The 24,759-nt window shown below is 72.4% G+C and carries 17 protein-coding genes and 1 pseudogene; 11 read left to right on the forward strand and 7 right to left on the reverse strand.

What is annotated here, in order from left to right; translation table 11 throughout:
• The first annotated feature begins 95 nt into the window (after positions 1-95).
• From P3X83_RS15875 to holA, 10 genes and pseudogenes are all read left to right on the forward strand, one after another.
• Complete coding sequence (locus tag P3X83_RS15875) at positions 96-791, forward strand: DUF4097 family beta strand repeat-containing protein (RefSeq protein ID WP_277305829.1); 696 nt, start codon at positions 96-98, stop codon at positions 789-791.
• 99 nt (positions 792-890) lie between these two features.
• On the forward strand, positions 891-2,357 hold the full coding sequence (gene hflX / locus P3X83_RS15880) for a GTPase HflX (RefSeq protein ID WP_277305830.1): 1,467 nt from the start codon (positions 891-893) through the stop codon (positions 2,355-2,357).
• A 480-nt stretch (positions 2,358-2,837) separates the two neighbouring features.
• Positions 2,838-4,052 (forward strand): imidazolonepropionase, encoded by a 1,215-nt coding sequence (hutI, locus tag P3X83_RS15885; protein WP_277305831.1) that lies wholly within the window; start codon positions 2,838-2,840, stop codon positions 4,050-4,052.
• Positions 4,053-4,141: 89 nt separating this feature from the next.
• Entirely contained in the window at positions 4,142-5,008 is an 867-nt protein-coding gene (locus tag P3X83_RS15890; protein WP_277305832.1) for a DegV family protein, read from the forward strand.
• 101 nt (positions 5,009-5,109) lie between these two features.
• Positions 5,110-5,286 (forward strand): hypothetical protein, encoded by a 177-nt coding sequence (locus P3X83_RS15895; RefSeq protein ID WP_277305833.1) that lies wholly within the window; start codon positions 5,110-5,112, stop codon positions 5,284-5,286.
• Between the two features lie 563 nt (positions 5,287-5,849).
• Positions 5,850-6,542 carry a ComEA family DNA-binding protein gene (locus P3X83_RS15900; RefSeq protein ID WP_277305834.1) on the forward strand — a complete coding sequence of 231 codons (693 nt, stop codon included), beginning with the start codon at positions 5,850-5,852 and terminating at the stop codon, positions 6,540-6,542.
• 298 nt (positions 6,543-6,840) lie between these two features.
• Positions 6,841-9,150, forward strand: coding sequence for a ComEC/Rec2 family competence protein (locus tag P3X83_RS15905; protein WP_277305835.1), 2,310 nt, complete (start codon positions 6,841-6,843; stop codon positions 9,148-9,150).
• A 260-nt stretch (positions 9,151-9,410) separates the two neighbouring features.
• Positions 9,411-10,616 (forward strand): serine hydrolase domain-containing protein, encoded by a 1,206-nt coding sequence (locus P3X83_RS15910; protein ID WP_277305836.1) that lies wholly within the window; start codon positions 9,411-9,413, stop codon positions 10,614-10,616.
• A gap of 340 nt (positions 10,617-10,956) precedes the next feature.
• Positions 10,957-11,274 (forward strand): annotated as a pseudogene (locus tag P3X83_RS15915) (serine hydrolase domain-containing protein); the annotation flags it as partial.
• 105 nt (positions 11,275-11,379) lie between these two features.
• Complete coding sequence (holA, locus tag P3X83_RS15920) at positions 11,380-12,372, forward strand: DNA polymerase III subunit delta (RefSeq protein WP_277305911.1); 993 nt, start codon at positions 11,380-11,382, stop codon at positions 12,370-12,372.
• 56 nt (positions 12,373-12,428) lie between these two features.
• Here the strand turns inward: holA and P3X83_RS15925 are convergent, their stop codons facing one another.
• The 6 genes from P3X83_RS15925 to P3X83_RS15950 all read right to left on the reverse strand — a co-directional run bounded on the left by P3X83_RS15925 (position 12,429) and on the right by P3X83_RS15950 (position 21,782).
• Positions 12,429-13,133, reverse strand: a complete 705-nt coding sequence (locus P3X83_RS15925) for an ABC transporter ATP-binding protein (protein WP_277305837.1) — start codon at positions 13,131-13,133, stop codon at positions 12,429-12,431.
• Positions 13,126-14,082, reverse strand: a complete 957-nt coding sequence (locus P3X83_RS15930; RefSeq protein WP_277305838.1) for an ABC transporter ATP-binding protein — start codon at positions 14,080-14,082, stop codon at positions 13,126-13,128. The genes P3X83_RS15925 and P3X83_RS15930 overlap by 8 nt, the downstream gene beginning before the upstream one ends.
• A gap of 69 nt (positions 14,083-14,151) precedes the next feature.
• A complete protein-coding gene (locus P3X83_RS15935) occupies positions 14,152-16,851 on the reverse strand; it encodes an FtsX-like permease family protein (protein WP_277305839.1) in 2,700 nt (899 codons plus the stop codon).
• Positions 16,848-20,087 (reverse strand): ABC transporter permease, encoded by a 3,240-nt coding sequence (locus P3X83_RS15940; protein ID WP_277305840.1) that lies wholly within the window; start codon positions 20,085-20,087, stop codon positions 16,848-16,850. Before P3X83_RS15940 ends, P3X83_RS15935 begins: the two co-directional genes overlap by 4 nt.
• A gap of 265 nt (positions 20,088-20,352) precedes the next feature.
• Positions 20,353-20,631 carry a 30S ribosomal protein S20 gene (rpsT, locus tag P3X83_RS15945; protein WP_277305841.1) on the reverse strand — a complete coding sequence of 93 codons (279 nt, stop codon included), beginning with the start codon at positions 20,629-20,631 and terminating at the stop codon, positions 20,353-20,355.
• Between the two features lie 137 nt (positions 20,632-20,768).
• A complete protein-coding gene (locus P3X83_RS15950) occupies positions 20,769-21,782 on the reverse strand; it encodes a hypothetical protein (RefSeq protein WP_277305842.1) in 1,014 nt (337 codons plus the stop codon).
• A gap of 206 nt (positions 21,783-21,988) precedes the next feature.
• On the opposite strand from P3X83_RS15950, the gene lepA reads away from it, so the two are divergent.
• On the forward strand, positions 21,989-23,827 hold the full coding sequence (gene lepA / locus P3X83_RS15955; RefSeq protein ID WP_277305843.1) for a translation elongation factor 4: 1,839 nt from the start codon (positions 21,989-21,991) through the stop codon (positions 23,825-23,827).
• A 23-nt stretch (positions 23,828-23,850) separates the two neighbouring features.
• Here the strand turns inward: lepA and P3X83_RS15960 are convergent, their stop codons facing one another.
• Entirely contained in the window at positions 23,851-24,726 is an 876-nt protein-coding gene (locus tag P3X83_RS15960) for an alpha/beta hydrolase (RefSeq protein ID WP_277305844.1), read from the reverse strand.
• Positions 24,727-24,759 lie beyond the last annotated feature (33 nt).

The raw sequence follows: 24,759 nt of genomic DNA on the forward strand, positions 1-24,759 counted from the left end.
GGTGGAATGGGGGGCGTCCCGGATGGCAGAGCGTCCCGCCTGGGGGAGGCTGTTGCCCACACCGAAGCCGACAGTGAGAAACGCGGGTAACAGAGATGAAGAGGATCGTCGTGGCGGGGGCGCTGCTCGGTTCCGGGCTCCTTCTGGCCGGGTGCGGCATAGGAGACATCGGGGGCCCCGAGCAGGAGGACACGGTGAGCTACGACGTCGCCGACAAGGTGGCGCTGTTGGAGATCGACTCGGAGGCCGGTGACATCGTCGTCACCGAGGCCGACCGGAGCGGGATCAAGGTGACCGAGACTTTGCACTGGCGCGGGCAGAAGCCCGAGCCCGAGCACCCGGTCAACGGCGACCGGCTCGCGCTCAGTTACAACTGCCCCGGGGGTATGGGCTTTCGCAGCTGCTCGGTCGACTACCGGGTGGAGGTTCCCCGGGGGCTCGGCCTGACGGTGAGCACCGGCTCCGGCGACATCACCCTGCGCAACGCGTCGGGCACGCTGATCGCCAACACCGGCTCCGGCGACATCGAGGCCGCCGGGCTCACATCCAAGGAGTCGACCGTCGAGACCGGGTCCGGCGCCGTGGAGCTGAGGTACACCGCGGTCCCCGCACAGGTCAAGGTCGAGACCGGCTCCGGCGACGCCACCGTGCGTGTACCCGACGGCCGATACGACGTGGAGGCGGAGACCGGCTCCGGCGACAGGAGCGTCGAGGTTTCGCATGATCCGTCCGCCTCGGCCAAGGTGATCGTCACCACCGGCTCGGGTAACGCCGCGGTGTTGAAATCCTGACAATCCGCGAGGATAACCAGATGATTGGCGGCGCGAAGTCGTGTCACCATCGGGAAGACACCACGGTGTCCCAGCGTTCTCCTCACAGAGATGACATATATGCCTAACGATTCCCGTACCCGGTTCACCCGTGAAGACGCCCGTCAGTGGGACGGCATCGAGCTAGAACTCGACGACCAGGCCTTCGAGAACGGCGAGCTCGACCTGGAAGACCGCCAGGCGCTACGGCGCGTGGCCGGATTCTCCACCGAGCTCGAAGACGTCACCGAGGTCGAATATCGCCGGCTCCGGCTGGAACGCGTCGTCCTGGTCGGGGTGTGGACGCAGGGCACGGTGGTCGACGCCGAGAACTCCCTGACGGAGCTGAAGCTCCTGGCGGAGACCGCGGGCTCGGAGGTCCTGGAGGGACTCATCCAGCGCCGCCAGCGGCCCGACCCGGCGACCTACATCGGGTCGGGCAAGGCCATCGAACTGCGCGACATCGTCGCCGCGACGGGCGCGGACACCGTGATCTGCGACGGCGAGCTGACCCCGGGTCAGCTCCGCCAGCTCGAAGAAGTGGTCAAGGTCAAGGTGATCGACCGCACCGCGCTGATCCTCGACATCTTCGCCCAGCACGCCAAGAGCCGCGAGGGCAAGGCACAGGTCGAGCTGGCACAGCTCGAATACCTGATGCCGCGCCTGCGCGGCTGGGGCGGCAACCTGTCCCGGCAGGTCGGCGGTCGCGCCGTGGGCGGTGTCGGCATCGGCGGCCGCGGCCCCGGTGAGACCAAGATCGAGCTGGACCGCCGCCGGATCCGCACCCGGATGAGCAAGCTGCGCCGTCAGATAGGCGAGATGTCGACCGCGCGAGACACCATGCGCACCCGCAGGCGGGCGCGCGAGGTCCCCGCGGTCGCCATCGCCGGCTACACCAACGCCGGCAAGTCGTCGCTGCTCAACCGGCTCACCGGAGCGGGCGTGCTGGTCGAGGACGCGCTGTTCGCCACCCTCGACCCGACCGTCCGCCGGTCGCGCACGCCCGACGGCAGGCTGTTCACCCTCGCCGACACCGTCGGGTTCGTCCGGCACCTGCCGCACCAGCTCATCGAGGCGTTCCGCTCGACGCTGGAGGAGGTCGCCGACTCCGACCTGATCCTGCACGTGGTGGACGGCTCGCACCCCGATCCCGAGTCCCAGCTCGCCGCCGTGCGCGAGGTGCTGGGCGAGGTCGACGCGGGCGACGTCCCCGAGATCGTCGTGATCAACAAGGCCGACGCCGCCGACCCGGTCGCGCTGACCGCGCTCATCGCCAAGGAGCGCGACAGCGTGGTCGTCTCGGCCCGAACCGGCGCCGGGATCGACGACCTGATGCGGATCATCGAGCGCGAACTGCCCCGGCTGGACCACGAGGTCCGCATGCTGGTGCCGTACGACCGGGGCGACCTGATCTCCCGCGTGCACTCCGAGGGCGAGGTACTGTCCGTCGAGCACACCGCCGACGGCACCGTGCTGCACGCCCGCGTGCTGCCCAGCCTCCTCGTGGAGTTGGACCGCCACGCCAAGCCGGTGGAGATCGTGAGCTGAGCCGAATCGCGGGCTGAGGCCGGCTTGAGTTGACGCGGAACCCCGCCGGGCCGCGAAAAGGTGGTCCGGAGGGGTCCGTATTGCTACTATTAGCCAAACCTTACGACACGATTCTGGCACGGGTTTCGCATGTCGGCTGTTGTGAGTTCTGATGCCGGTCCGCCAAGATGTGACCTGAGATGCGCTGCCGCGCCGGGGAGCACGGTGAGACGACCGGCTTCCCCGCCGCGAGAGGGCAAGATCAAGAGGGGCGTTCTTCGCGAATAACCCTGTACGCCGAGCCGACCTGTGAAATAACGTAACTGAACTGAAATCGCCGGATCATGATCGTGGCGATACGGTCAGCCGCACAACCCTCAAGCGGATGAGAAGCAGGAGACCCCCGATGTCGTCCGGACTGCGAGCGGACCCCATGGGCCAGGCGCCCAAGCGGACCGGGGCTCCGCTCACCCTCGGGGTTCCTACCCAGGCGGTGATGCGATGACCGTTCGCTTGCTGACCAACATCGGTCGGCTCTGGACCGGGAACGACGTGTGCAGCAATGCCGCGATCCTGGTCCACAACGATCGGATCGCCTGGGTGGGCCGCGCGGCGGACCTGCCACAGAGCGTTCCCGGCGTCGTCGATGACATCGTCGACGTCGATCACGTGGAGAACCTCGGCGGCGCCCTGGTCACTCCCGGGCTCATCGACGCCCACACCCACCCCGTCTACGCGGGCAACCGTTACGCCGAGATGGCGATGCGCTCCGGCGGTTCGTCGTCCAGCGCGATCAACGCGGCTGGCGGAGGCATCGGCTCCACCGTGACCGTCACGCGCGGCACCGACCCCTGGACCTTGTGCAACGGCGTGCGCGAACGCCTGCGCGAGTGGCTGCTCAGCGGCACCACCACGGTCGAGGCCAAGACCGGCTACCACCTCACCCGCGACGGCGAGCTGGCCGACATCCGGCTGCTGCGCGAGCTAGAGAAGGAGCCGATGATGCCCCGCATCCACGCGACCTTCCTCGCCGCGCACGTCGTGCCGCCCGAGTACTTCGGCCGCCAGCGCGACTACGTCGAGGCCGTCGGCTCCTGGTGCGCCGACGCCGCCGCGGCGGGCGCCAACAGCGTCGACGTCTACTGCGACGACGGCCACTTCACCACCGAGGAGGCGCGCTGGGTGCTCGCCTCCGGACGCAACGTCGGGCTGCTCCCGCGCATCCACGCCGGCGCGCACAGCCGCCGCGGCGCCGTCCAGCTCGCGGCCGAACTGGGCTGCGCCTCCGCCGACCTGCTGCACCACACCTCCGACGAGGACATCGCGGTCCTCGGCCGCTACGGCATCCCCGCCGTGGTCTGCCCCGCCACCGCCATGCAGGGCGGCGCGAGCACGCTCCCGCCGGTCCGCCGCATGATCGCCCAGGGTGTCCCGATCGCCCTCGGCAGCGACCACAACCCCGGCCACTGCGGCATCACCTCGATGTCCCTGGTGATCAGCCTCGCCGTGGCCGCCTTCGGCATGAGCGTCGGCGACGCCCTGCGCGCCGCCACCCTCGGCGGCGCGACCGTCCTGAGCGCCCCCGACCGAGGCGTGCTGGCCCCCGGCCGGCTCGCCGACATCGTCCAGTGGGACGCCGACCACGAGGGCGCGTTCGCCTGGTCCTTCGGCCTGAAGCCCAAGCGAGTCTGGAGCGGCGGCACCCCCGTCCAGTAGTCCCGTACGACGCCTGACGCCGGTGTTCACGGTCTTCGGGCTATCGGTATCACCGGTCTTCGCCCAGGCCGGGCCGGTAATGTCGGCCTATGCCGCCGCCCCCCACCGCGCCGTCCACTGCCGTGGTCACCGACTCCACCGCCTACCTGTCCCCGGCGGAGATCGCACGGCTCGGCGTCGTGGTCGTGCCGCTCCAGGTGATCGCCGGTGACCGGGCACTCGACGACGACCCCCGGGAGATCCGCGCGGCGGGGCTGAGCGACGCGCTCGCGGGCCGTACCGGCGTGACCACCTCCCGGCCCTCGCCCGAACGGTTCGCCGAGGCGTACGCCGCTCTGGCGGCCCGTGGGGTGACCGGGGCGGTCTCCGTGCACGTGTCCGGGGAGATGTCCGGCACCGCCGGCTCGGCGCGCCTGGCCGCCCGCGACGCGCCGATCCCGGTCGAGGTGATCGACAGCAGGTCCATCGCGATGGGCCTCGGCTTCCCCGTCCTGGCCGCCGCGGAGGCCGCGCTGGCCGGGGGCGTCCGGGAGGAGGTGACGGCCGCCGCACGCCGTCACATGGACACCGCCCGGACCTACTTCTACCTGGACACCCTGGAGACCCTGCGGCGCGGCGGGCGCGTCGGCGTCGCCGCCGGGCTGGTGGGCTCGGCCCTGCGGGTCAAACCGCTGCTGCACATCACCGGGGGTTCGATCGTGCCCCTGGAGAAGGTCCGCACGTCCTCCCGTGCTCTGGCGCGGCTGGAGGACCTGGCCGCCCAGGCGTGCGGCGAGAAGCCCACCGCCGTCGCCGTCCAGTACCTCGGCGACCAGGCGAAGGCCGCCGACCTGGCCGAACGGCTCAGGCGACGCGTCACGGCACTGGCCCGCCTGGAGGTGGTCGAGATGGGCGCGGTCATCGGCGCCCACGTCGGCCCCGGCATGCTCGGCGTCACCGTGACCCCCTGGCCGTGAGGGCGCTCTGGACAATGACCGTTGGAACCCCCAACATTGGGGCAGTCGATCGAGCTCTTGGTGTTCCCCGAAGTTCCGTGACGGCTCATTGGAGGCCCGTGATGGCTCAGGAAGGCGGGCGCGTCCGGCGCCTGGCCGCGACGGCGGTCATCGTCGCCGCCGTACTCCCGATGGTCGCCCCGGCAGCCGCCTGGGCAGCCCCCGTCCGCGGCATCGACCCCAACGCCAACGTGGTCCGCACCCCTCAGATCAGCCCCTGCCACGACCTGAAGGCCTGACCCGCCCCCGAACGATCCACAGGGCGACGGCGGCCTGCGGACCTGGTTATCCACAGAACCGCGTTCGGCTCGAAAGCCCGTGCTCGCCGTGACCTAGCGTGCGCCCTGTGCCGAACGCAGAACAAGGCCGCCAGAGCCCCGAGGCCAGGCTACGCAGACTCATCCCCGCCCCCCATCCGCCTGCCGAGGATCCCGCCCCGATACCCCATACGGAGCCCCCGGCCCCCTGGCCGGGCACTCCGCCGCCCAGCGGTCCCCGAGAAGGGGATGCTTCGGATCGGTGGCCAGGCTCGCGTTCCGCGCCGCCGGGTAATCCCCGAGATGAGGGGGCCTCAGGTCGCTTGGCGGGTTCGTCCGCTGTGCCACCCGTGGGTCTCCGAGAAACCGCGTCGCGGGTCCCTGCAGCCGGCAGGGCCTCGGCGGCCGATCATTGGCTGGCCGGCCTTCGGTCCGATCCCGATCCAGCGGACACGGACGAGGCGGCGGCCGGTACTTCGCAGGAACCGGACGATGATGGCGAGCCGCTGGATCGGTCGCCCGAGGCCTCGCGGTTCCCGCTTTCCATGCGCGAGCGGCTGCGCATCGCCCTTACCGACAGAGACTCCCTGCTGCGGCTCAACCGTCCGAAGGCAGGGTTGCTGCTTCTGCTCGGCGTGGTGGCCGCGCTGGCCGGTGGGTTCCACCTGTGGCGCTCCCAGCCGGTCGCGGAGCCCCTGCCGCCGCCACCCGCCGCCGCGCCCGCCTCGGGCGTCGCCTCCGGGCAGCCGGTCTCGGCCTCGCCGCCCACCTCCCCGTCCCTGCCGCCGTCGCCCCGGGCCGCGACGACGGCGGTGACCGTGCACGTCGCGGGCAAGGTCCGCGAGGCCGGGGTCTTCACCCTCCCGGGCGGTAGCCGCGTTCAGGACGCCGTGGCCGCCGCCGGAGGCCCCAGAAAGGGTGTCACCACCGACTCCATCAATCTCGCCCGCGTGCTCGTGGACGGCGAGCAGATCGTCGTGGGCGGCCCACCCGGCCAGGCCCCGGCCCTCCCACTCGTTCCTGCGTCGGGCGATCCCACGGCGGGCACACCGGTCGATCTGAACACCGCGACCGTGGAGCAGCTCGACCTCTTACCCGGCGTCGGCGAAGTGCTAGCCCGCCGTATCGCCGACTACCGCACGGCACACGGCGGCTTCCGCAGCGTGGAGCAGTTACAGGAGGTCTCGGGCATCGGCGACCGCAAGTACGCCGACATCAAGGACAAGGTCCGAGTCTGACCCCACGTCCCTGCCCTTCACGACCGCGGTGTCGCGGGGCCGGATGGTGACACGACGATGAGAAGAGGTTCGGCTTGAGGTTCATCGGCGACCGTAGTCCGGCGCGTGAGTACTCCGACCTACCGCAGGCGCTCCGGTGTCCAGCCGGCCCGCGACCGGAGAATCGGTGACCGCAGACAGGGAGGCCCCACCGGGCGACGAAGCCGCCGGAGGGAGGAACACCCACGATTCCACGGAGCACGAACCTGCGGCGCCTGCCGGGGTTCCCGCGCTGGCGGCTCCGGCGTTGGGTGCGTGGGTGACCGCTTGGGTGTTGCTCGGGTGGTCGGCGGCCGGTGCGGCGGCGGTGGCCGGGGGTGCCTTGGCGGCGATTCTGATCATCGTGCTGAGGCCCGAAGTGACCAGACGGTTCCCCGCACACCGTCCTGGCGGCGGGTGGGCGGATGGCTGGGGCGGGACGGCGGTGGCGGTGCTCGGGTGCACCGGTGCGGTCGCGGCGGCCGTCGGGTTCCGGATGCACGCCGTGACCACCGGCCCCGTGGCCGATGCCGCGCGCACGGGGGCGGTGGTCGTCGCGGAGATCGTGCTGACCGGCGATCCGCGTACCTACCGGTCCCGGAACGGAGGTTTCCCCGGAGAGCGCGTCGCGGCCGACGCGGGCGTGCTGGCGGTCGAGATCGCCGGGCGGCGGCATGCCGTCCAGGTCCCGATCGTGGTCCTCGGCGCGGGCGACGGCTGGCAGGGGCTGTTGCCCAGCCAGCGCCTGCGCGTCCGGGGACGGCTGGCCACAGCCGACCGTTCCGAGCTCGTCGCCGCGATGCTCCTCGCGCGCGGACGCCCGCAGGTCCTCAGCGGCCCCCACGACGTCCAGCGGATCGCCGGTGCGCTGCGCGCGGGCCTGCGCTCCGCCAGCGACGTACTGCCACCTGGCCAGCGCGGGCTGCTGCCCGGACTCGTCGTCGGCGACGTCTCACGCATGGACGACAAGATCAAGGCCGACTTCGAGGCGGCCGGGCTCTCGCACCTGCTGGCCGTGAGCGGTGCCAACCTCGCCATCGTGGCCGGGGCGGCGATCGCCCTCGGCCGGGTCAGCCGACTGCCATTGGCCGCGCGGGCCGTCCTCGCGGCGGCGGCGATGCTGGCCTTCACGGTAGTGGCGCGGCCGTCGCCGAGCGTGCTGCGGGCGCTGCTCATGGGCCTGGTCGCGGCGCTCGCCCTCGGCACCGGCCGGACCCGTGACGGCGCGGCGGCGCTGTCGGCGACCATCCTGCTGCTGATCCTCTTCGATCCGTCACTCGCCCGGTCCTACGGCTTCGCGCTGTCGGTCTGCGCCACCGCCGGGATCCTCGTGCTGGCTCCGGGCTGGCGCGACCGGCTGGCCGTGCGGCTGCCGTCCTGGCTCGCCGAGGCGATCGCCGTCCCGGCGGCGGCCCAGGCCGCCGTGGCACCCGTGCTGGTGGTGATGTCGGGAGCGGTCTCGCTGGCCGCCATGCCCGCCAACCTGCTGGCCGGACCGGCCGTGGCCCCGGCGACGCTGCTCGGGTTCGTGGCCGCGCTGGTGGCGCCGCTGCACCTGGAGGCGGCGAGCCTGCTCGTACGACCGGCGGGGGTCGCGGTCGGCTGGATCATCGGGGTGGCCGAGTGGGCGGCGGGCCTGCCGTACGGGACGGTGCCGTGGCCGGGCGGACTGGCCGGGATCGGGCTGCTCGGGGCGTCCGCGCTGGTGGTGGTCCTCGTGCTGCGCCGTCCGTTCGGGCGGTGGGCGGCCGGTGCGCTGGCGGCGGGGGCGCTGGTCGCCTTCCTGGTCGTCGGACCTGCGCTGGCCGGGTGGCCGCCGGGGCGCTGGCTCCTGGTGGCCTGCGACGTGGGCCAGGGCGACGCCTTGGTGGTCGCGGCCGGGCCGGGCAGGGCCGTGGTGGTGGACACCGGCCTCGACTCGGCCGGCGTCGATCGCTGTCTGCGCGATCTCGGCGTGCGCCAGGTGCCCCTGATCATCCTGACGCACCCGCACGCCGACCACGTGGGAGGTCTCGCCGGGGTCTTCCGCGGCCGCCAGGTCGGGGCGGTCGCGGTGGCGGCCGGGTCGTCCCCGGCCACGCGGCGGGTCTCCGCCGACATCGCGCGCTACGGCGTGCCCGAACGCCGGGTCAACGTGGGCGACCGCTGGACCTTCGGGCCGTCCGCCCTCACGGTGATCGGGCCGGTCGGGGGCGAGCCGTCCGCCGGGTTGGGGGAGGGCTCGGCGGTGAACAACGCCAGCGTCGTGGTGCACGTGCGGTGGGCGGCGGGGTCGGCGCTGCTGAGCGGCGACATCGAGACCGAGGCGCAGGCGAGGCTGCTGGGCCTCGGGCTGCCGAGGGCCGACGTGCTGAAGGTGCCGCACCACGGCTCCGCCCGCCAGGACCAGGCGTTCCTCTCGGCCGTCGGCGCCCGCGCGGCCCTGATCAGCGTGGGTTCGGACAACGGCTACGGCCACCCGGCACCGACCACCCTGTCCCGGTTGGCCTGGGCAGGCATGCGGATCTACCGCACCGACCGTTCGGGCGACCTGGCCGTCGTCGCCACGGACGACGCACTCGCGGTCCTCCCGAGAGGCAAGTCCCCATGACGGGGGGCCGCTGGGTGCGGGAGGCGGGGGTCTCCGTCGATCTCCCGCTGCCGCGTGCGTCGGGGTGGCGCTTCCACGGTCGATTCCCTTGGTGATCGGCCAGGTACGGCATGCGGGCGGGGTCATATGGCTGGAGGGACGACATCGGCCAGGGTTCGCTCCTCCGAACGGCCGATACGACGGCTTGGGCCGTGGGCCGATGCTGGGCCGGGCCCCGCGTGAGGGGCCGATTCGCACATCGATCTGATCAGGGGACATTCATGACGGCTCGCTTCAGGAGATTCACCGCGACCCCTCGGCGTGCGGCCGCGCCGGTGGCCGCCGCGCTGGCGCTCGTCTTGGTGCCGGGCGGTGGGGCGGCGCTCGCCGCGGTGACGCCGACGGCCGGGCCGGACGGCGTGCTGCGGCGCGACGCCGACGCCGCCATCAAGCTCGGCGTCACCGGCCTCCAGCTACGGGTGACCACCGCCGACGGCAAGGGCACGGTGCTGGCGCGCGGCGTCGCCGACGTCAAGTCCAAGCGGCCGGCGCCCCGGGACGGCTACTTCCGGATCGGCAGCGTCAACAAGAGCTTCGTGGCCACCGTGGTGCTGCAACTCGTCGGCGAGGGCAAGCTGAGACTGACCGACAGCGTGGAACGGCACCTGCCCGGCGTGGTCAAGGGCAACGGCAACGACGGACGGAAGATCACCATCCGGCAACTGCTGCAGCACACCAGCGGCATCGTCGACGACTACCCGTTCCCCAACGCGGCCGACTCGTCGAAGGAGTTCTACCGGCACCGATTCGACATATCCACCCCCCAGCAGGTGGTTCGCCGGGCGATGCGTCACAAGCCGCTCTTCGCGCCCGGCAAGGCCTGGGCGTACTCGAACACCGGCTACGCCCTGCTCGGCATGGTGATCCGGGCTACCACGGGCAACGACTGGTCGGTGGAGGTCAAGCGACGGATCATCGATCCGCTCGGGCTCAAGCACACCAGCTCACCCGGGACCTCCGCCAAGCTGCCGCGTCCGCACGCGCGGGGATACGAGCAGTTCGGGGGCGAGAAGCGCTTGGTGGACGTCACCGAACAGCGCGACGCCGACGCCTCGGGTGGCATCATCTCCACCACGGACGACCTGGAGAGGTTCTTGCGCGCGCTGCTGGGAGGCCGGCTGCTCAAGTCCGACCTGCTCACGCAGATGAAGCGCGGTGTCCTGGTCAACGCGGAGACGCGCCGGTTCTGGCCGGGCGCCCGCTACGGCCTGGGCCTCTGGTACCGCCCGCTGCCCTGCGGCGACGGCTACTGGGGCCACGGCGGCGACATCTTCGGCTACATGACCAGAGCGGGCATCGCGGAGAAGAGCGGCCGCGCGGCGGTGCTGTCACTGTCCAGCCAATTGCGCTCCTCCAAGGACCAACTGCTGGGCGAGGACCGCGCCGCGACCAAGCTGATGGACGACGCCTTGTGCGGCAAGAAGTAGCCTCACCACCCCGCACCGATCCGATTGTTGCGGCAGCGTCGGGCCGAGTCGGCGGGTCCCAGATCGGGCCGTCCACCGTGCCGATGTCGGGACAGGTGGTGAGCCCGGTGTTGGGGCGAGATTGCGCTCTGAGTCGGGCCGAGGGATGGGCGCGGTGTTGGGCTGAGGATTGCGCTCTGCGCTGGCCGACGCTTGCACCGATGTGGGCCGCCCGCCGTTCACCTGCGGCGGGCGGGAGGCGGGACCGGCGCCGGGCAGGGGGTCGCCTCACGTCGGGCTGACCGTCGTGGGGGTGCAGCGGACCTTGGATGGGCTGGTCAGGGGTGGTGAGTTTCCGGGGGTGTTAGCCGCGGTTCGGGGACGGGATGGGCGGGTTCGTGTCGGGAGCATCACCAAGACGTTCACCGCCGTCGTGGTGCTCCAACTGGCGGGGGAGAAGAGAGCCGACCTGGACGCGCCGGTGAAGCGGTACCTTCCGGGCCTGGTCAGGGGGAACGGCAACGACGGGCGGGAGATCAAGGTACGGCATCCGCTGCAGCTCACCGGTGGCCTGCCGGACTACGCGCGGTACATGCCGTCGTTCGCCGGGATCCGCCACCGCTACTTCGAACCCAGGGAACTGCTCGATCTGAGCTTGGCCAATGAGCGGGTGTTCGTGCCCGGCGGTGGCCGGCGGCCGCCGCAGACATGGCCACCGCGGCCTTCGACGCCGTCGTCTGCGCCGCGCGCTAGATCGGTTGCCGGGGGAGCGGGGAAACGTGGGATGCTCTGTCGCATGGCCGCGACGAGTCCTGCCCCCGTGACCTTGGTGATCGGCGATGAGGAACTGCTCGCCGACCGTGCCGTGGGCGCGGTGGTGGCCGCCGCCCGCGAGGCGGATCCGGGGGTCGAGACGCATGATCTCGCCGGGGGCAAGGTGGAGCCTGGCGAGCTGACCAGGCTCGCTTCGCCGTCGCTGTTCGGCGACGGGTCGGCGATCGTGATCAGATCCGCCCAGGACCTCGGCAAGGACGTGATCGCCGAGGTGGTCGCCTACGCCGCCCGCCCGGCCGACGGCGTGGTGCTGGTGCTCGCCCATCCGGGCGGGGTGAAGGGCAAGGCCCTGGTGGACGGCGTGAAGAAGGCCGGGGCCCAGGTCGTCACGGTGAGCAAGATCACCAAACCGGGGGAGCGGCTCGACTTCGTCAAGAGCGAGATCAGGCGGGCGGGCCGGACGATCGCCCCGGACGCCGCCCAGGCCCTGGTGGACGCCGTGGGCAGCGACCTGCGGGAGCTGGCGGCGGCCTGCGGGCAGCTCGTCTTCGACGCGCCCTCCGATCGAAAGAGCATCGACGCGGCGGCCGTGGCCCGCTACTACCGGGGGCGGGCCGAGGTGAGCGGGTTCACCGTCGCCGACGCCGCCGTGGAAGGGCGCCTGGCCGACGCGCTGGAGCAGCTCCGCTGGGCGCTGGGCACGGGCGTGGCGCCGGTGCTGCTGGTGAGCGCGCTGGCCGGAGGGCTGCGGTCGCTGGCCAAGGTGGGCGGCGCGGCGCGCAACGCGCGCGGTGGGCAGCTCGCCTCGCAACTGGGCATGCCGCCGTGGAAGGTCGATCGGGTCCGCCGTCAGCTCAACGGCTGGACCCCGGACGGCATCGCCCGCGCCATCCAGGCCATCGCCGACGCCGACGAGCAGGTCAAGGGCGGCGGAGCCGACCCGGCTTACGCGCTTGAGCACGCCGTCCAGACCATCGTGGCCAGCCGCTCCACCGGCCGCTGAAACCGCTCCCTGAAACCAGCCGCTGAAACCAGCCGCTGAAACCGCCTCCGCGCCGGTCAGGCGGTCAGAGGGGTTTCGGCCCTGGCGGTGCGCAGGGTGCCGTCGTGCATTTCGAGGACGCGGTCGGCGAGGGTGATCAGGCTGGGGTCGTGGGTGGCGACCAGGGCGGTGACGCCCTCGCTGCGGACCAGGGCCCGCAGCAGTTCCATGATCTGACGGCCGGTCTGCGAGTCGAGCTGGCCGGTCGGTTCGTCCGCGATGAGCAGGCGCGGCCGGTTGGCCAGCGAACGGGCGATGGCGACCCGCTGCTGCTGCCCGCCGGACAGCTCGTAAGGACGCTGGTTGACCTGGCGTTCCAACCCGACCAGGGCGAGGAGCATGGCGACCCGCTCCTCGCGCTCCGCCGACGGCATGCGCGCCAGCCGCATGGGAACCCCCACGTTCTCCGCCGCCGAGAGCACCGGGATCAGCCCGAAGGACTGGAACACGAACCCCACCACGTCGCGCCGCAGGGTGAGCAGGCCGTCCTCGGGCAGGGCGGTCACCTCGTGCCCGGCCACGACGACCCGCCCGGCGTCGGGGCGGTCGAGCCCGCCGACCTGGTTGAGCAGGGTGGTCTTGCCCGAGCCGGACCTCCCGCGCACGGCGATCAGCTCGCCGGGGTACGCCTCGAAGGAGACGTCCTTGAGGGCGACGACCTCGCGCGGCCCGGTCCGGTAGACCTTGCGGACGCCCTCGACGACGACCAGCGGCTCACTCATCCTCAGCAGACCCTTCCGGCCACACCCCGATGTGGTCCCGTTCCAGTTCCAGCCGCACCCGGCGTTCCATGCTGAGCGCGTTCATGAAGTCGCGGGGGAGTTGCAGGCGGCCCACGCGGTCCAGCACCGCGTACTCCTCGGCGATGAGCCCGCCGTCCTCGGCGGCCCGCCGCAGGGTCTCGCTGCTGGTACGGCCGTCGCGGATGCCCACCGTCCGGTCCACCTGCTCCGACACCAGCTCGTCGTGGGTGACGATCACCGCCGTCACGCCCAGTTCCCGGTTGGCGTTGCGCAGCGCGGCGAACACCTCCTCCGAGGTGTCGCTGTCCAGCTCACCGGTCGGCTCGTCGGCCAGGATGACCTCGGGGGAGTTGGCCAGCGCCACCGCGATCGCCACCCGCTGCTGCTCGCCGCCGGACATCTGGCCGGGCCTGCGGGCGGCGCAGTCGGCCACGCCGAGCAGTTCGAGCAGCTCGTCGGCGCGGGCCTGGGAGGCGCGGTTGCCGGCCAGGCGCATGGGCAGCACCACGTTCTCCCGGCCGGTCAAATAGGGCAGCAGGTTGCGGGCCGTCTGCTGCCAGATGAAGCCGACGGCCTCCCTGCGGTAGCGCAGGCGGTCCTTCGGTTTCATGGCCAGCAGGTCCATGCCCGCGACCCTGGCCACCCCAGCGGTCGGCACGTCGAGCCCGGACAGCACGTTGAGCAGGGTGGACTTGCCCGATCCCGACGCGCCGACGACGGCGATCAGCTCGCCCTTCTCGACCAGGAGGTCCAGCCCCTGCAGGGCGACGACCTCGACGCCCTCGGTCTTGAAGATGCGGACCAGGTTGTCGCACAGGATGTGGGCGTGCTCGCCGAAGGCGGGCCGGGCGCGGGCGGCCCTGGCCGCGAGGTCGGACAGGGTGGGCGCGGTGGCGGCCGGGCCGGACGGCGACGGGGGCGGAGTCATCCACTCACCTCTCAGTCTGTGCCAACTCAGTCTCTGTCAACTCAGTCCGTGCCGATCAATCTGTGCCGATCAATCTGTGCCGACTCTGAGCGCGCCGCCGAGGGCGCGGCGGCGGGCGACGGCGGCGTGCGCGAACGCCCCGGCCACCGCCACCGCCGCGAGTCCCGCCGTCAGCAGCACCGGGGTCAGCACGTCGATGGGGTAACCGTCGATCTGGGCGTTCCCCGCGTAGACGCTGAGATCGATGCCGGGACCGAGGGCGGCGGGCAGCGCCAGGCCGAGCAGCAGCCCGGCCAGCGCGGTCAGCACGATCATGGGGGTGATCTCCAGCACCGTGAGGCCGCGCGCCTGCCGTTCGGACATGCCGAGCGTGCGCAGGTAGGTGAGCGCGGTGTCACGGTCGGCGCCGGTGATCACCAGCACGATGAGGACGGCGAGCAGCGCGTACGCGGCCAGGGCCAGCGTCACCACGAGCAGCGTGGTCTGGACGGTACCGGCCAGCGGGGTGGAGGTGATCTTGCGCAGCTCGTCGTCCACCGTGGTCACGATGGGCGGCACGGACAGGTTCGCGGCGGCGGCCAGGCGGGCGGGGTCCAGGCCGGATCCGCTGATCAGCAGGGTGTTGATCTCGGTACGCGTCCCGGCGCGCTCGTTGGCGTCCAGCGGGACGACGATCAGGCCGCGAGGCTTGCCGGTCAGGCCGGGCAGGGTGGTGATGGTGCCCTTGGGGGCCACGCTGAACCGGGCGCTCCACCCGATCTGGAGCGTGGAGTTGCCGGCCAGCTCGGGGCTGACCAGCGCGGGCACGTCCGGTCCCGGCGAGTCGGGCGGGGCCGCGGGCATCGACAGCGGGGTACCGGCGAGGATCCGCCGGTAGGCGTTCAGATCGACGGCGAAGCCGGTGCCGAACACGCTGCCCCGCCCGATCTGGACGGATCCCTTGGCCGCGGGGATCACGTCGCGGACGCCCGCCGTCCGCCGTACGCGCTCGACGGCGTCCGGCGGGATGGCCACGGTGCTCTCGATCCGCGCGTGCGCTCCGGCGCGCTGCCAGGCCGCGTCGCGCTGGGTGGCGGTCAGCCCGCCCGCGATCACCGAGGCGAAGACCGAGACCGTCAGCGCGGGCAGCAGGATCAGCACCGGCAGCGCGCTGAACGACCTGGCCCGCGCGGCCAGCGTGAGCCCGAGGAACGGCACGGCCCTCGGCCGCCGGGTGGCCAGCGACGCGATCAGCCGCAGCGGGTAGGGGTAGCAGCGCACCGTGATGAGCGCGCACGCCACGGTCAGCGCGACCGGCACCGCCATCAGGAACGGGTCGGCGCCCCGCTCGGCCACCGACGTGGTCAGGCCCCGGGTGCGCAGCAGGTAGGCCCCGCCGAGTGCGAGCGCGATCACGACGATCTCCACGGTCAGCCGCCGTGGCGAGGGGCGCCGGGCGACCATGTCGTCGCGCCGGTCGTGCAGCGGCGTGCGGTGCGTCACGGCCACCCGGCCGGCCGCGAACAGCACGGCCGTGACGGCGAGCGCGACGGGCCCGAGGTGCGCGGAGGCCGTCACCGGCCCGGGCACCAGGTAGGACAGCCCGTAGCCCGCCAGCGCCGCCGGGACACTCACCAGCGCGACCACTCCCGCGCCGGTGCCCACGACCTGCCCAAGGGAAGCGCCGCGGGCGCGCATCAGGCCGAGGGTGGGCCGCAGCCGGTCGGTCAGCAGTTGCACGCCCAGCGCGATCACGCCGAGCGCGACCGCGGTGAGCCCGCCCAGGATGAGCAGCAGCAGCGACTCGGCGTTGCCCAGGCGCAGCAGGAAGTCGCCGAGCAGGGTACCGAGCCCGGTGGTGGCCCGCCCGGGGCTGCCGCCGCCCGGCAGCGCGCCCTGGTCGACCGATCTGCCGATCACCAGCGTCCCGGCCGCGTCGGTGAACGCCTCCGTGGCGTCGATCACCCCGTCGGCGTTGCGCGCGTTCAGCTTCTCCGAGCCGACCGGGATGATCCACCGGTAGCTGAGCTGGCGCGAGTCGCCGTTGAGCTTGGGCAGCGTGGCGGCGGAGGTGAGGCCGGTGATGTGCGTCTCGTTGTTGTCGGCGCCCGGCTGTGCCTGGATCCTGACCTGGAGCAGGTCGCGGTTGTGGTCCCAGTAGCGGTCGGCTGGCCGCAGCGGCTCGAAGATCCCGGTCACGCGGGCGGCGACCACGTCGCTGTGGCCGAGCAGCAGGACGGTGCCCACCGGCAGGTCCATCCGCTGCGACGCCTCCTTGGTGAGGGCGATGTCGAAGCAGGGGATCTCGGGTTTGCCGGTCTGCCGCAGCGAGGTCACCGCGGCGGGGGGCTTGCCCTCCACGTAACGGACCCGGCGCTCGGCGTCGGACAGCCAGCCGATGTTGACGAACTGGTAGTTCTGGTGGCCCGGGCCGGCCCGCCCGGAGACGGGGGTCTGTTCGGTCTTGGCGCTGTAGTGCGTCCGTGACGCCGGGCCGCTCTCGGCGACCGCCCGCAACTCGGGCGACAGCAGGCCCCACCAGCGCCGGTCGGCGCTGGAGAACCCGTCCGCGGTGGGGATGGTCTCCTCGGCGGTCTGCGGCGTCTGCGTGACGATCAGATCCGTCCGGGTGGCGGGGGAGCCGTTCATGACGTCGTGCAGGGCCGCGTCGTACGCGCCCTGGACGGCCCTGGGCAGCCCGCCGATCAGCAGCGACGCGCTCAGCGTCAGTACGGCCAGCACCGCCGCGGCCCCCGGGTGCACCCGGGTGGCCAGCACACGCACGTTCACCGATCCTCCCCGACCCGAAGCGCGCCGCCCAGGCCCTGCTTGCGCAGCGTCCTGGCGAGCCCGGCGACGATCACGAACAGCAGCGCGGCCACGACCACCAGCAACGCGGCGGTGGCGAGCCACGGAATGTCCAGCAGCACGCCGGGCGTGACGGCGGTGGCCTGCCCGGTCACCACGATGTGCGGGACGACCAGCGCCGCGACGGCCACCGCAAGGCCGGTCCCGGCCAGCAGCGACAACCCGATCAGGAACGCCTGCTCGACGGCCAGCAGGCCGAGCACCTGGCGGAAGCTCATGCCCAGCGCGCGCAGGATGGCGAACTCCGACGCGCGTTCGCGCGCCGCGACCGCCGCGTTGACCAGGAAGCCGAGCAGGGCGAACACCAGCGCGGCGGCGAAGCCGAGGATCAGTGCCCCCTGCAGGCCACTGGCCAGCGGGTCGTCGCGCAGGTCGCGGGTGAGCGCGACGCGGTCCACCACCGTCTGCTCCCACGTCGGGTGGCGGGCCAGTTCGGCCACGGCGGGGGCGGTGTCGCCGCCGCGCGCGGCCAGCCACCATTCGGTGGCGGGCCGGGAGGGCGCCCCCGCCATCAGGTCGCGCGCCTGGGTGGTCTCCCAGTCGGCCAGGACGGCGGGCCGTCCGTTCGCGGAGCCCGGAAGCGTCTCGACGATCCCGGCGATCGACACGGCCGTGGGCCGCTGGTCGAACGTGACGCTGGCCCGCTGCCCGGTCGTCAGCCGTTCGGCCGTGGCCAGCTCGCGGGTGATCACGACGGGCAGCGGCGCGGCGGCGGTCCCGGCCAGGCCGGGCGTGCCCTGCGGAAGCGGCACCAGGGCCACCCGGGCCGGTCCTGCGGCGGCCTCGACGGTGAACAGGCCGTCGTCCCCGCTGACCTTGAGGTCGCCCTCACCCGCCGTGGCCTGGCCGCCGAGCGCCTGGTGGCCCCACTGGACGCCCTGCGGCAGGGCGAGCGCCTCGCCGCCCCGCACGCGGACGCTCTCGACGGCCACCGTGAAGCGGCCCCCTCCGGGCGGGGCGGACACGGTGAACCCGCGCACCGACAGCGGGTGGCTCAGCTTCCCGGTGCGCCCGGTCAGCGCCGCCAGGTCGGCCGTCACCTCGCTGGCGCCGGTCCGCAGCGGGCCGAGGCGGAGGTCGTGGCGGACGCCGAGGGCGTCCTCGATCGTCATCCTGAGCTCGCCGGGGACCCCGGTCTGCGTCTCGGCGCGGACGGCGACGGTCAGCTCGGACGGCGTGCCGGGGATCGGCAGCGCGGACGTCTCGGGCCTGCCCTCGGCCAGGCGGGCGGCGAGCGCGGCGAGCGGCGCGTCCGACAGGTCGGCGCGCAGGTTGATCAGGCCGGGGATCCGGTCGGCGTTCAGGGTGAGCATGGTCACCTGGTTGCCGCCGAACTCGCCGCTGCTGCGGTAGGCGGGGCTCAGCGCGGCCACGCCGGGCAGCGCCGCGTATGCGGTGCCGCGGCCGAGCGGGCCCAGCTCGGCGCCCTCGGCGGATCCGGCCACCCGGAGGTCGGCCCCGGCCTGGTGCCTGGCCTGGTCCTCCTGAGAGCCGCGCCAGGTCGAGGCGGTCGCCATGGACACCACCCCGATGGCCACCGCCATGGTCAGCAGCAGCGCGGGGCCGGAATAGCGCATCGGACGCCTGCTGACCTGCCACGCGCCGAGCGCGGGGGCCAGGCCGACGCGCCGCGAGGTGATCCGTTCGGCCAGCGCGGACACCCTGGGCACCAGGCGCAGGCCCAGCATCCCACCGCACAGCAGGGCGAGCGCGGGACCGGTGATGATCAGTGGGTCGAGGCCGAGCCCGCCGCCGCTGGTCGCGGTCACCGGCGCGCCGTAGTGCTGAAGCTGCCAGATCGCCAGCGCAGCGACGGCCAGCAGTGCGATGTCCGCCCCGGCCCGCTGGAACAGCCCGCTGCGGTCGCCGCGCCCGCGCGCCGACTGCTCCTCGACGTAGGTACGGCGTGCCCCGCGCACGGCGGGCAGCGCCAGCAGCACCGCGCAGGCCAGCGCGACCAGCCCGGACACCAGGAACCCCATGGGGTCGGCGGCCGAGGCGGGCCGTACCCCGCTGGCCTTGATCCACGGAATGGAGGCGACGAGCTGGAGCAGTGGCGCGGCGAGGAAAGGGGCGGCCAGCGCGCAGGGGACGGCCACGATGAGCGCCTCGCCCCCGGCGAGGGCGGCCAGGCGCACGGTGCCGGCGCCCCGTGAGCGCAGCAGTGCGACCTCCATGCGGCGGTGGTCGGCGAGCAGCCGCGCGGTGAGCATCAGCGCGTACGCGGCCAGTAGCAGCAGTTGCAGGATGGGCACCATCATGGTGGAGCGGGCGACCAACGCGGCGGTGGTGAGCTGGGCCGACATCGCGGGCAGGCTGCTGTGCGCGGCGCAGCCCGAGCAGCCGGGCAGCGCCTTGTCGTCGATCCGGGTGAGCGCGCCGACCGAGTCGGCCAGCGCGCCGAGCCGGTCCGGCGGGAGCGGGCGCAGGTCGGGCACGGCGAGCCAGGTGGCGGCGACGCTGGTGGTGAACCGCGCGGCGAAGGTCTCCCTGGGCACCACCAGCGGGCCGTAGGTGGAGTACTCGCCGGTCTCGACGCCGCTGGTCAGCAGGCGCTCGGCGGTCCAGCGGCCATCGTAGGGGTCGTTCAGCGCGAACACGCCGGTGACGGCGACGCGCACCGGCGGGCGTCCGCGCAGGCGGGAGGCGACGGTGATCTCGCTGCCAGCCGTGACGCCCATGACGCGGGCGGCCGTCTGCGACACGGCCGCCTCGACGGAGGACGCGGACTCGGACGCCGGGGCGGGCCAGCGGCCGGACTCCAGCCGCGCGTGCCGGTCGATGTTCTCGAAGACCCCGAAACGGGTCAGGTCCGGGGTCTTACGCGTTTCCTGGCCGGGCATCGCGTAGGAGTCGGACAGCGCGTTGACGCCGACCGTGACCGGCAGCCCCTGGTAGGCCGCGCGCATCCGGTCGCGTACGGCGGTGTCCAGCGCCGCGAAGCCGTCCTGGGTGACGGTGGAGGTGATCCCCGCCGAGGTGGTCTGCACCGTGGCGGTCTGCACGGCCCGCCGTACGCCCATGTCCACGACAGACGACGCGTACGTGCTCAGCGCCACGAGCGTGGTCGTGGCCAGCAGGATCGAGCCGAGGGCGGCCAGGAGCAGCAACGGCTCGCTCAGCGCGCGTCGCAGGACGAGCGGCACCCTCCCCCGCATGCGATCCGCCTCCCGTGATGATCACCGGTTCCGACTGCCGTATGCACCATTGAGGAGGGCTCGGGTACGGGGCAAGAGGGCGCCTACCACGGTTGTGCACCCGATATCTCGCGTCTATGCGGATGTGATATCGAAATCGTGACATTCCGCGGGCCGTGCGGCGGTTTAGCGCTCCCGGAGCCTCGGAGAGGGCCGGGAAAGCGAAAACGCCGCACCCCCGTAGCGGGGAGTGCGGCGTGATGCCGATCGTCGCTGGGCGCGCGGTTCAGCTGGCGGCAGCCGTCAGCTCGGCGGCGCGCTTGGCGATCGCCGACTTGCGGTTGGCCGCCTGGTTCTTGTGAATGACGCCCTTGCTGACGGCTTTGTCGAGCTGGCGCGAGGCGGCGCGCATGAGCGCCACGGCCTCGTCCGGATTGCCACCCTGCTCGGCGGCCTCACGGAACTTGCGGATCGCCGTCTTCAGGGACGACTTGACAGCCTTGTTGCGCATCCGGTGCTTCTCGTTCTGCCGGTTGCGCTTGATCTGGGACTTGATGTTCGCCACGAAGGAAGCCTCGGTCTGCAGGTCGGTTGGATGGGGCGCGCGGGCAAGTTGAGAGGGCGCGCCACACGCAGTTGAACAGGTTACCAAGTCTGCGGCGCGCAGCTCAAATTAAGCGGCCAGGTACTCTCGCGTGCAGTCTACCGGTCACGCGTCCAGTACCGGCGATATTCCGCCCAGTCCTCCTCGGTCGCGGCGAAGTCTACGTACAGCGCGAGGCCGAAGCCCTGCCTGGGCCTGCCGTACTCGGTGAGCGCGAGCCGGGCCCCCTCGGCGGCGGCGGCCACGCTCTCGGCGGCGTCCAGCAGCGGTACGCCGTGGTCGTGGTAGGCGGGCGCGCCGATGAGGATGTCCGCGCCGTCCTCGGGGAGGATCTCCAGCGCGATGGCCGCCTGGCGGGCGACGTGGCCGCCGTAGAGCGAGGTGACCGGCAGGAACGCGTCGTAGGTCATGATCGCCACCTGGTCGCTCCTGGCGGCGACCTCGGTCAGGTACTCGCGCGACCAGTATTTGTCGTGGCCGAGCACGGCGCGGGCGATCGGGCGCAGCCCCGAGTACGGCTCGACCTGGGGGACCGACGTGGTCAGCAGGCCCCGCTCGCCGACGATGGGGCGGGTGCGGTCGAGCAGGTCGAGGAACTCGGCGTCGCCGTCGCCGATCGGCTCGAAGTTGTAGTGGACGCCGTCGAAGCCGGTGGCCATGATGTCGCGGGCTCCATCGAGCACCCGCCGCCGGGCGGCGGGGTCGTCGAGGTCGAGGCCGTCCTTGACGGCCTGGCCGAGCCAGGCGGAGACGCGGACGTCGGGGAGGCGGGCGCGCCACCAGCTCAGGAAATTTCGTGCGTTGGGGTATTTCGCGGGGTCCAACCTGCCGTCCCACTCGAAAGGCCCGGCGTGCACGTAGACATCGCGGATGCCGGTGCCGCGCAGGCGGGCCGCCAGCGCGTCGAGGTCGCGTTCGGTGCGCCTGCCGTCCACCCACGCGTGCCCGAGCCACAGCGCGTCACGGCCGGTGGTGCCCGCCCACGACGCGGGCGTGCCGGCGTACTGGGCGCCGAACGCGGCGGCCAGCGCGCCGGTCCAGACGAGCAGCACGACCAGCCCCCAGGCCCCCAGGCGGGCCACGCGGCGCGCCACGATCTTCGCGGTGTTCATCCGGCATTGTCGCCCAGCGGCGGCCCCCGGCGTCAAAGCCGCGTACCGGACGGGCCGGGTGGGCCGAGCGCGCCGGGCTCCTCGCTAAACTTGCAGACAGGCGCCGGCTGGATCCGGCGCCCGCAAGCAACAGCCGACCGAGCAAAGCCAGAGGGCTCCGGCGCTGTCCCACCCCGCTCTAAGCGGCCCAGCCGAAACGGACTCCGGTGCGCATCCAGCCAGGCCAGACCGATCCCGCGGTGATCAGGAACTTCTGCATCATCGCGCACATCGACCACGGGAAGTCGACGCTCGCCGACCGCATGCTGCAGCTCACCGGCGTGGTCGAGGAACGCCAGATGCGCGCCCAGTACCTCGACCGGATGGACATCGAGCGCGAGCGGGGCATCACCATCAAGTCGCAGGCCGTGCGCCTGCCCTGGCAGGTCGACGGCGCCGAGTACGTGCTGAACATGATCGACACGCCCGGCCACGTCGACTTCACCTACGAGGTGTCGCGGTCGCTGGCCGCGTGCGAAGGCGCGGTCCTGCTCGTCGACGCCGCGCAGGGCATCGAGGCGCAGACCCTCGCCAACCTCTACCTGGCGATGAGCGCCGACCTGCACATCATCCCGGTGCTCAACAAGATCGACCTCCCGGCGGCGCAGCCCGACAAGTACGCCGAGGAGCTGGCCCACCTGATCGGCTGCGAGCCCGGCGACGTGCTGCGGGTGTCCGGCAAGACCGGCGTGGGCGTGGCCGAGCTGCTGGACAAGGTCGTCGCCGAGGTCCCCGCTCCGGTCGGCCGGGCCGACCGGCCCGCGCGGGCGCTGATCTTCGACTCCGTCTACGACACCTACCGGGGCGTGGTCACCTACGTCCGGGTGATCGACGGGCACCTGGGCAAGCGCGAGCGGCTGCTGATGATGTCCACGACCGCCCAGCACGAGACGCTGGAGATCGGGGTCATCTCGCCCGAGCCCGCCGTGTCCGCCGCCGGTCTGGGCGTCGGCGAGGTCGGCTACCTGATCACCGGCGTGAAGGACGTCCGCCAGTCGCGGGTGGGCGACACCGTCACCTCCGCGGTGCGCCCCGCCCAGGAGATGCTCGGCGGCTACGACAACCCGCGCCCGATGGTCTACTCCGGGCTCTACCCGATCGACGGCGACGACTACCCCGAGCTGCGCGAGGCCCTCGACAAGCTGCGGCTCAACGACGCCGCGCTCGTCTACGAGCCCGAGACCTCCGCCGCGCTCGGCTTCGGCTTCCGCTGCGGCTTCCTGGGCCTGCTGCACATGGAGATCGTCCGTGAACGGCTGGAGCGCGAGTTCAACCTCTCGCTGATCTCCACCGCCCCCAACGTCATCTACCGGGTGGTGATGGAGGACTCCAAGGAGCTGATCGTCACCAACCCGTCCGAGTTCCCCTCGGGCAAGATCGCGACCATTCACGAGCCCGTGGTCAAGGCCACCGTCCTGGCCCCGTCGGACCACATCGGGGCGATCATGGAGCTGTGTCAGGGGCGTCGCGGCGCCCTGCTCGGCATGGACTACCTGTCCGAGGACCGTGTCGAGATCCGGTACACGCTCCCGCTGGCCGAGATCATCTTCGACTTCTTCGACCAGCTCAAGTCGCGCACCCGCGGCTACGCATCGCTCGACTACGAGCCCTCCGGCGAGCAGGAGGCCGATCTGGTCAAGGTCGACATCCTCTTGCAGGGCGAGGCGGTCGACGCCTTCAGCGCCATCGTGCACCGCGAGAAGGCCTACGCCTACGGCGTCGAGATGGCCAAGAAGCTGCGTGAGCTGATCCCACGGCAGCAGTTCGAGGTGCCCATCCAGGCCGCCATCGGCGCCCGGGTGATCGCCCGCGAGAACATCCGCGCCATCCGCAAGGACGTGCTGGCCAAGTGCTACGGCGGTGACATCAGCCGGAAGCGCAAGCTGCTGGAGAAGCAGAAGGAGGGCAAGAAGCGGATGAAGATGGTCGGTCGCGTCGAGGTGCCGCAGGAGGCGTTCGTCGCCGCGCTGTCCACCGACTCCTCCGGAGACAAGCCCAAGAAGTAGCGGAAACCCGGTTCGGCGCGGCCCTACGACGGCGAGTGCCCCGGGCACCGGCACAGGAAGTCGCGCAGCAGCGGGAACGCCCGCTCGGGCACCTCGCGGAAGACGCCGTGCCCGCTCTCGGGCAGCACCCGCAGGACGGCCGGCGTCCCGGTGAGGCCGTCCGCGAGACGGCGGGCGGCCGGCGGTGTGGCCACCGGGTCGTCCGCGCCCGCCAGGATGAGCGTCGGGCAGAGCACGCCGGATAAGCGGTCCCAAGGGTCGAAGGAGCCGGCGAGCGTGTGCCGGAAGTGGTCGAGGACGTCGTTGTTCCAGCGGATCCGGTGGAACCTGTCCTTGGCGTCGGGGTGGCCGCCCGGGTGGCGGGAGTAAAGGGGGAGGCAGACGCGTTCCCACGCCTGCCGTATCTCCTGGCCCCGCTCGCCGCTCCAGTAGCGCCGGGCGACCTCCCGGGCCTCCGGGCCGCCCAGGCGCTCGAAGACGGCCAGGCGTTCCTCTGAGGGCCCTGGCATGACGCTGTCCAGGACCAGGCCCGCGAAGCGGTGGGGATGGCGGATCGCGGCCGTCAGCGCGACCCAGCCGCCGCTGGACGTGCCCACCAGCACCGGGGCGGCGATGTCCAGGGCGTCGCAGAAGGCGGTGACATCGTCGGCCCACCGCTCCCACGTCCAGGTGCGCGGGTCGGCGCGGTCGGATCTGCCGCTGCCGCGCTGGTCCAGATAGATCACCTGGGCGAAGTCCGTGGCGGCGTCGAAGACCGGTTTGAACAGCGAGTGGTCGGCGCCGGGGCCGCCGTGCAGGGCGATGATCGTGGGCCGTTCCGCCATGCAGGGCCCCTCGGGGACGAGGGCGCTTCCATCGACGTCGAAGTAGAGCGACACATCTCCTATACGAATTCGCATATGTCCATACTGAGCTGAATTCATGGGCGCGGC

The organism is Spongiactinospora sp. TRM90649 (assembly GCF_029382225.1).
In the GTDB taxonomy this organism is placed as follows: domain Bacteria; phylum Actinomycetota; class Actinomycetes; order Streptosporangiales; family Streptosporangiaceae; genus Spongiactinospora.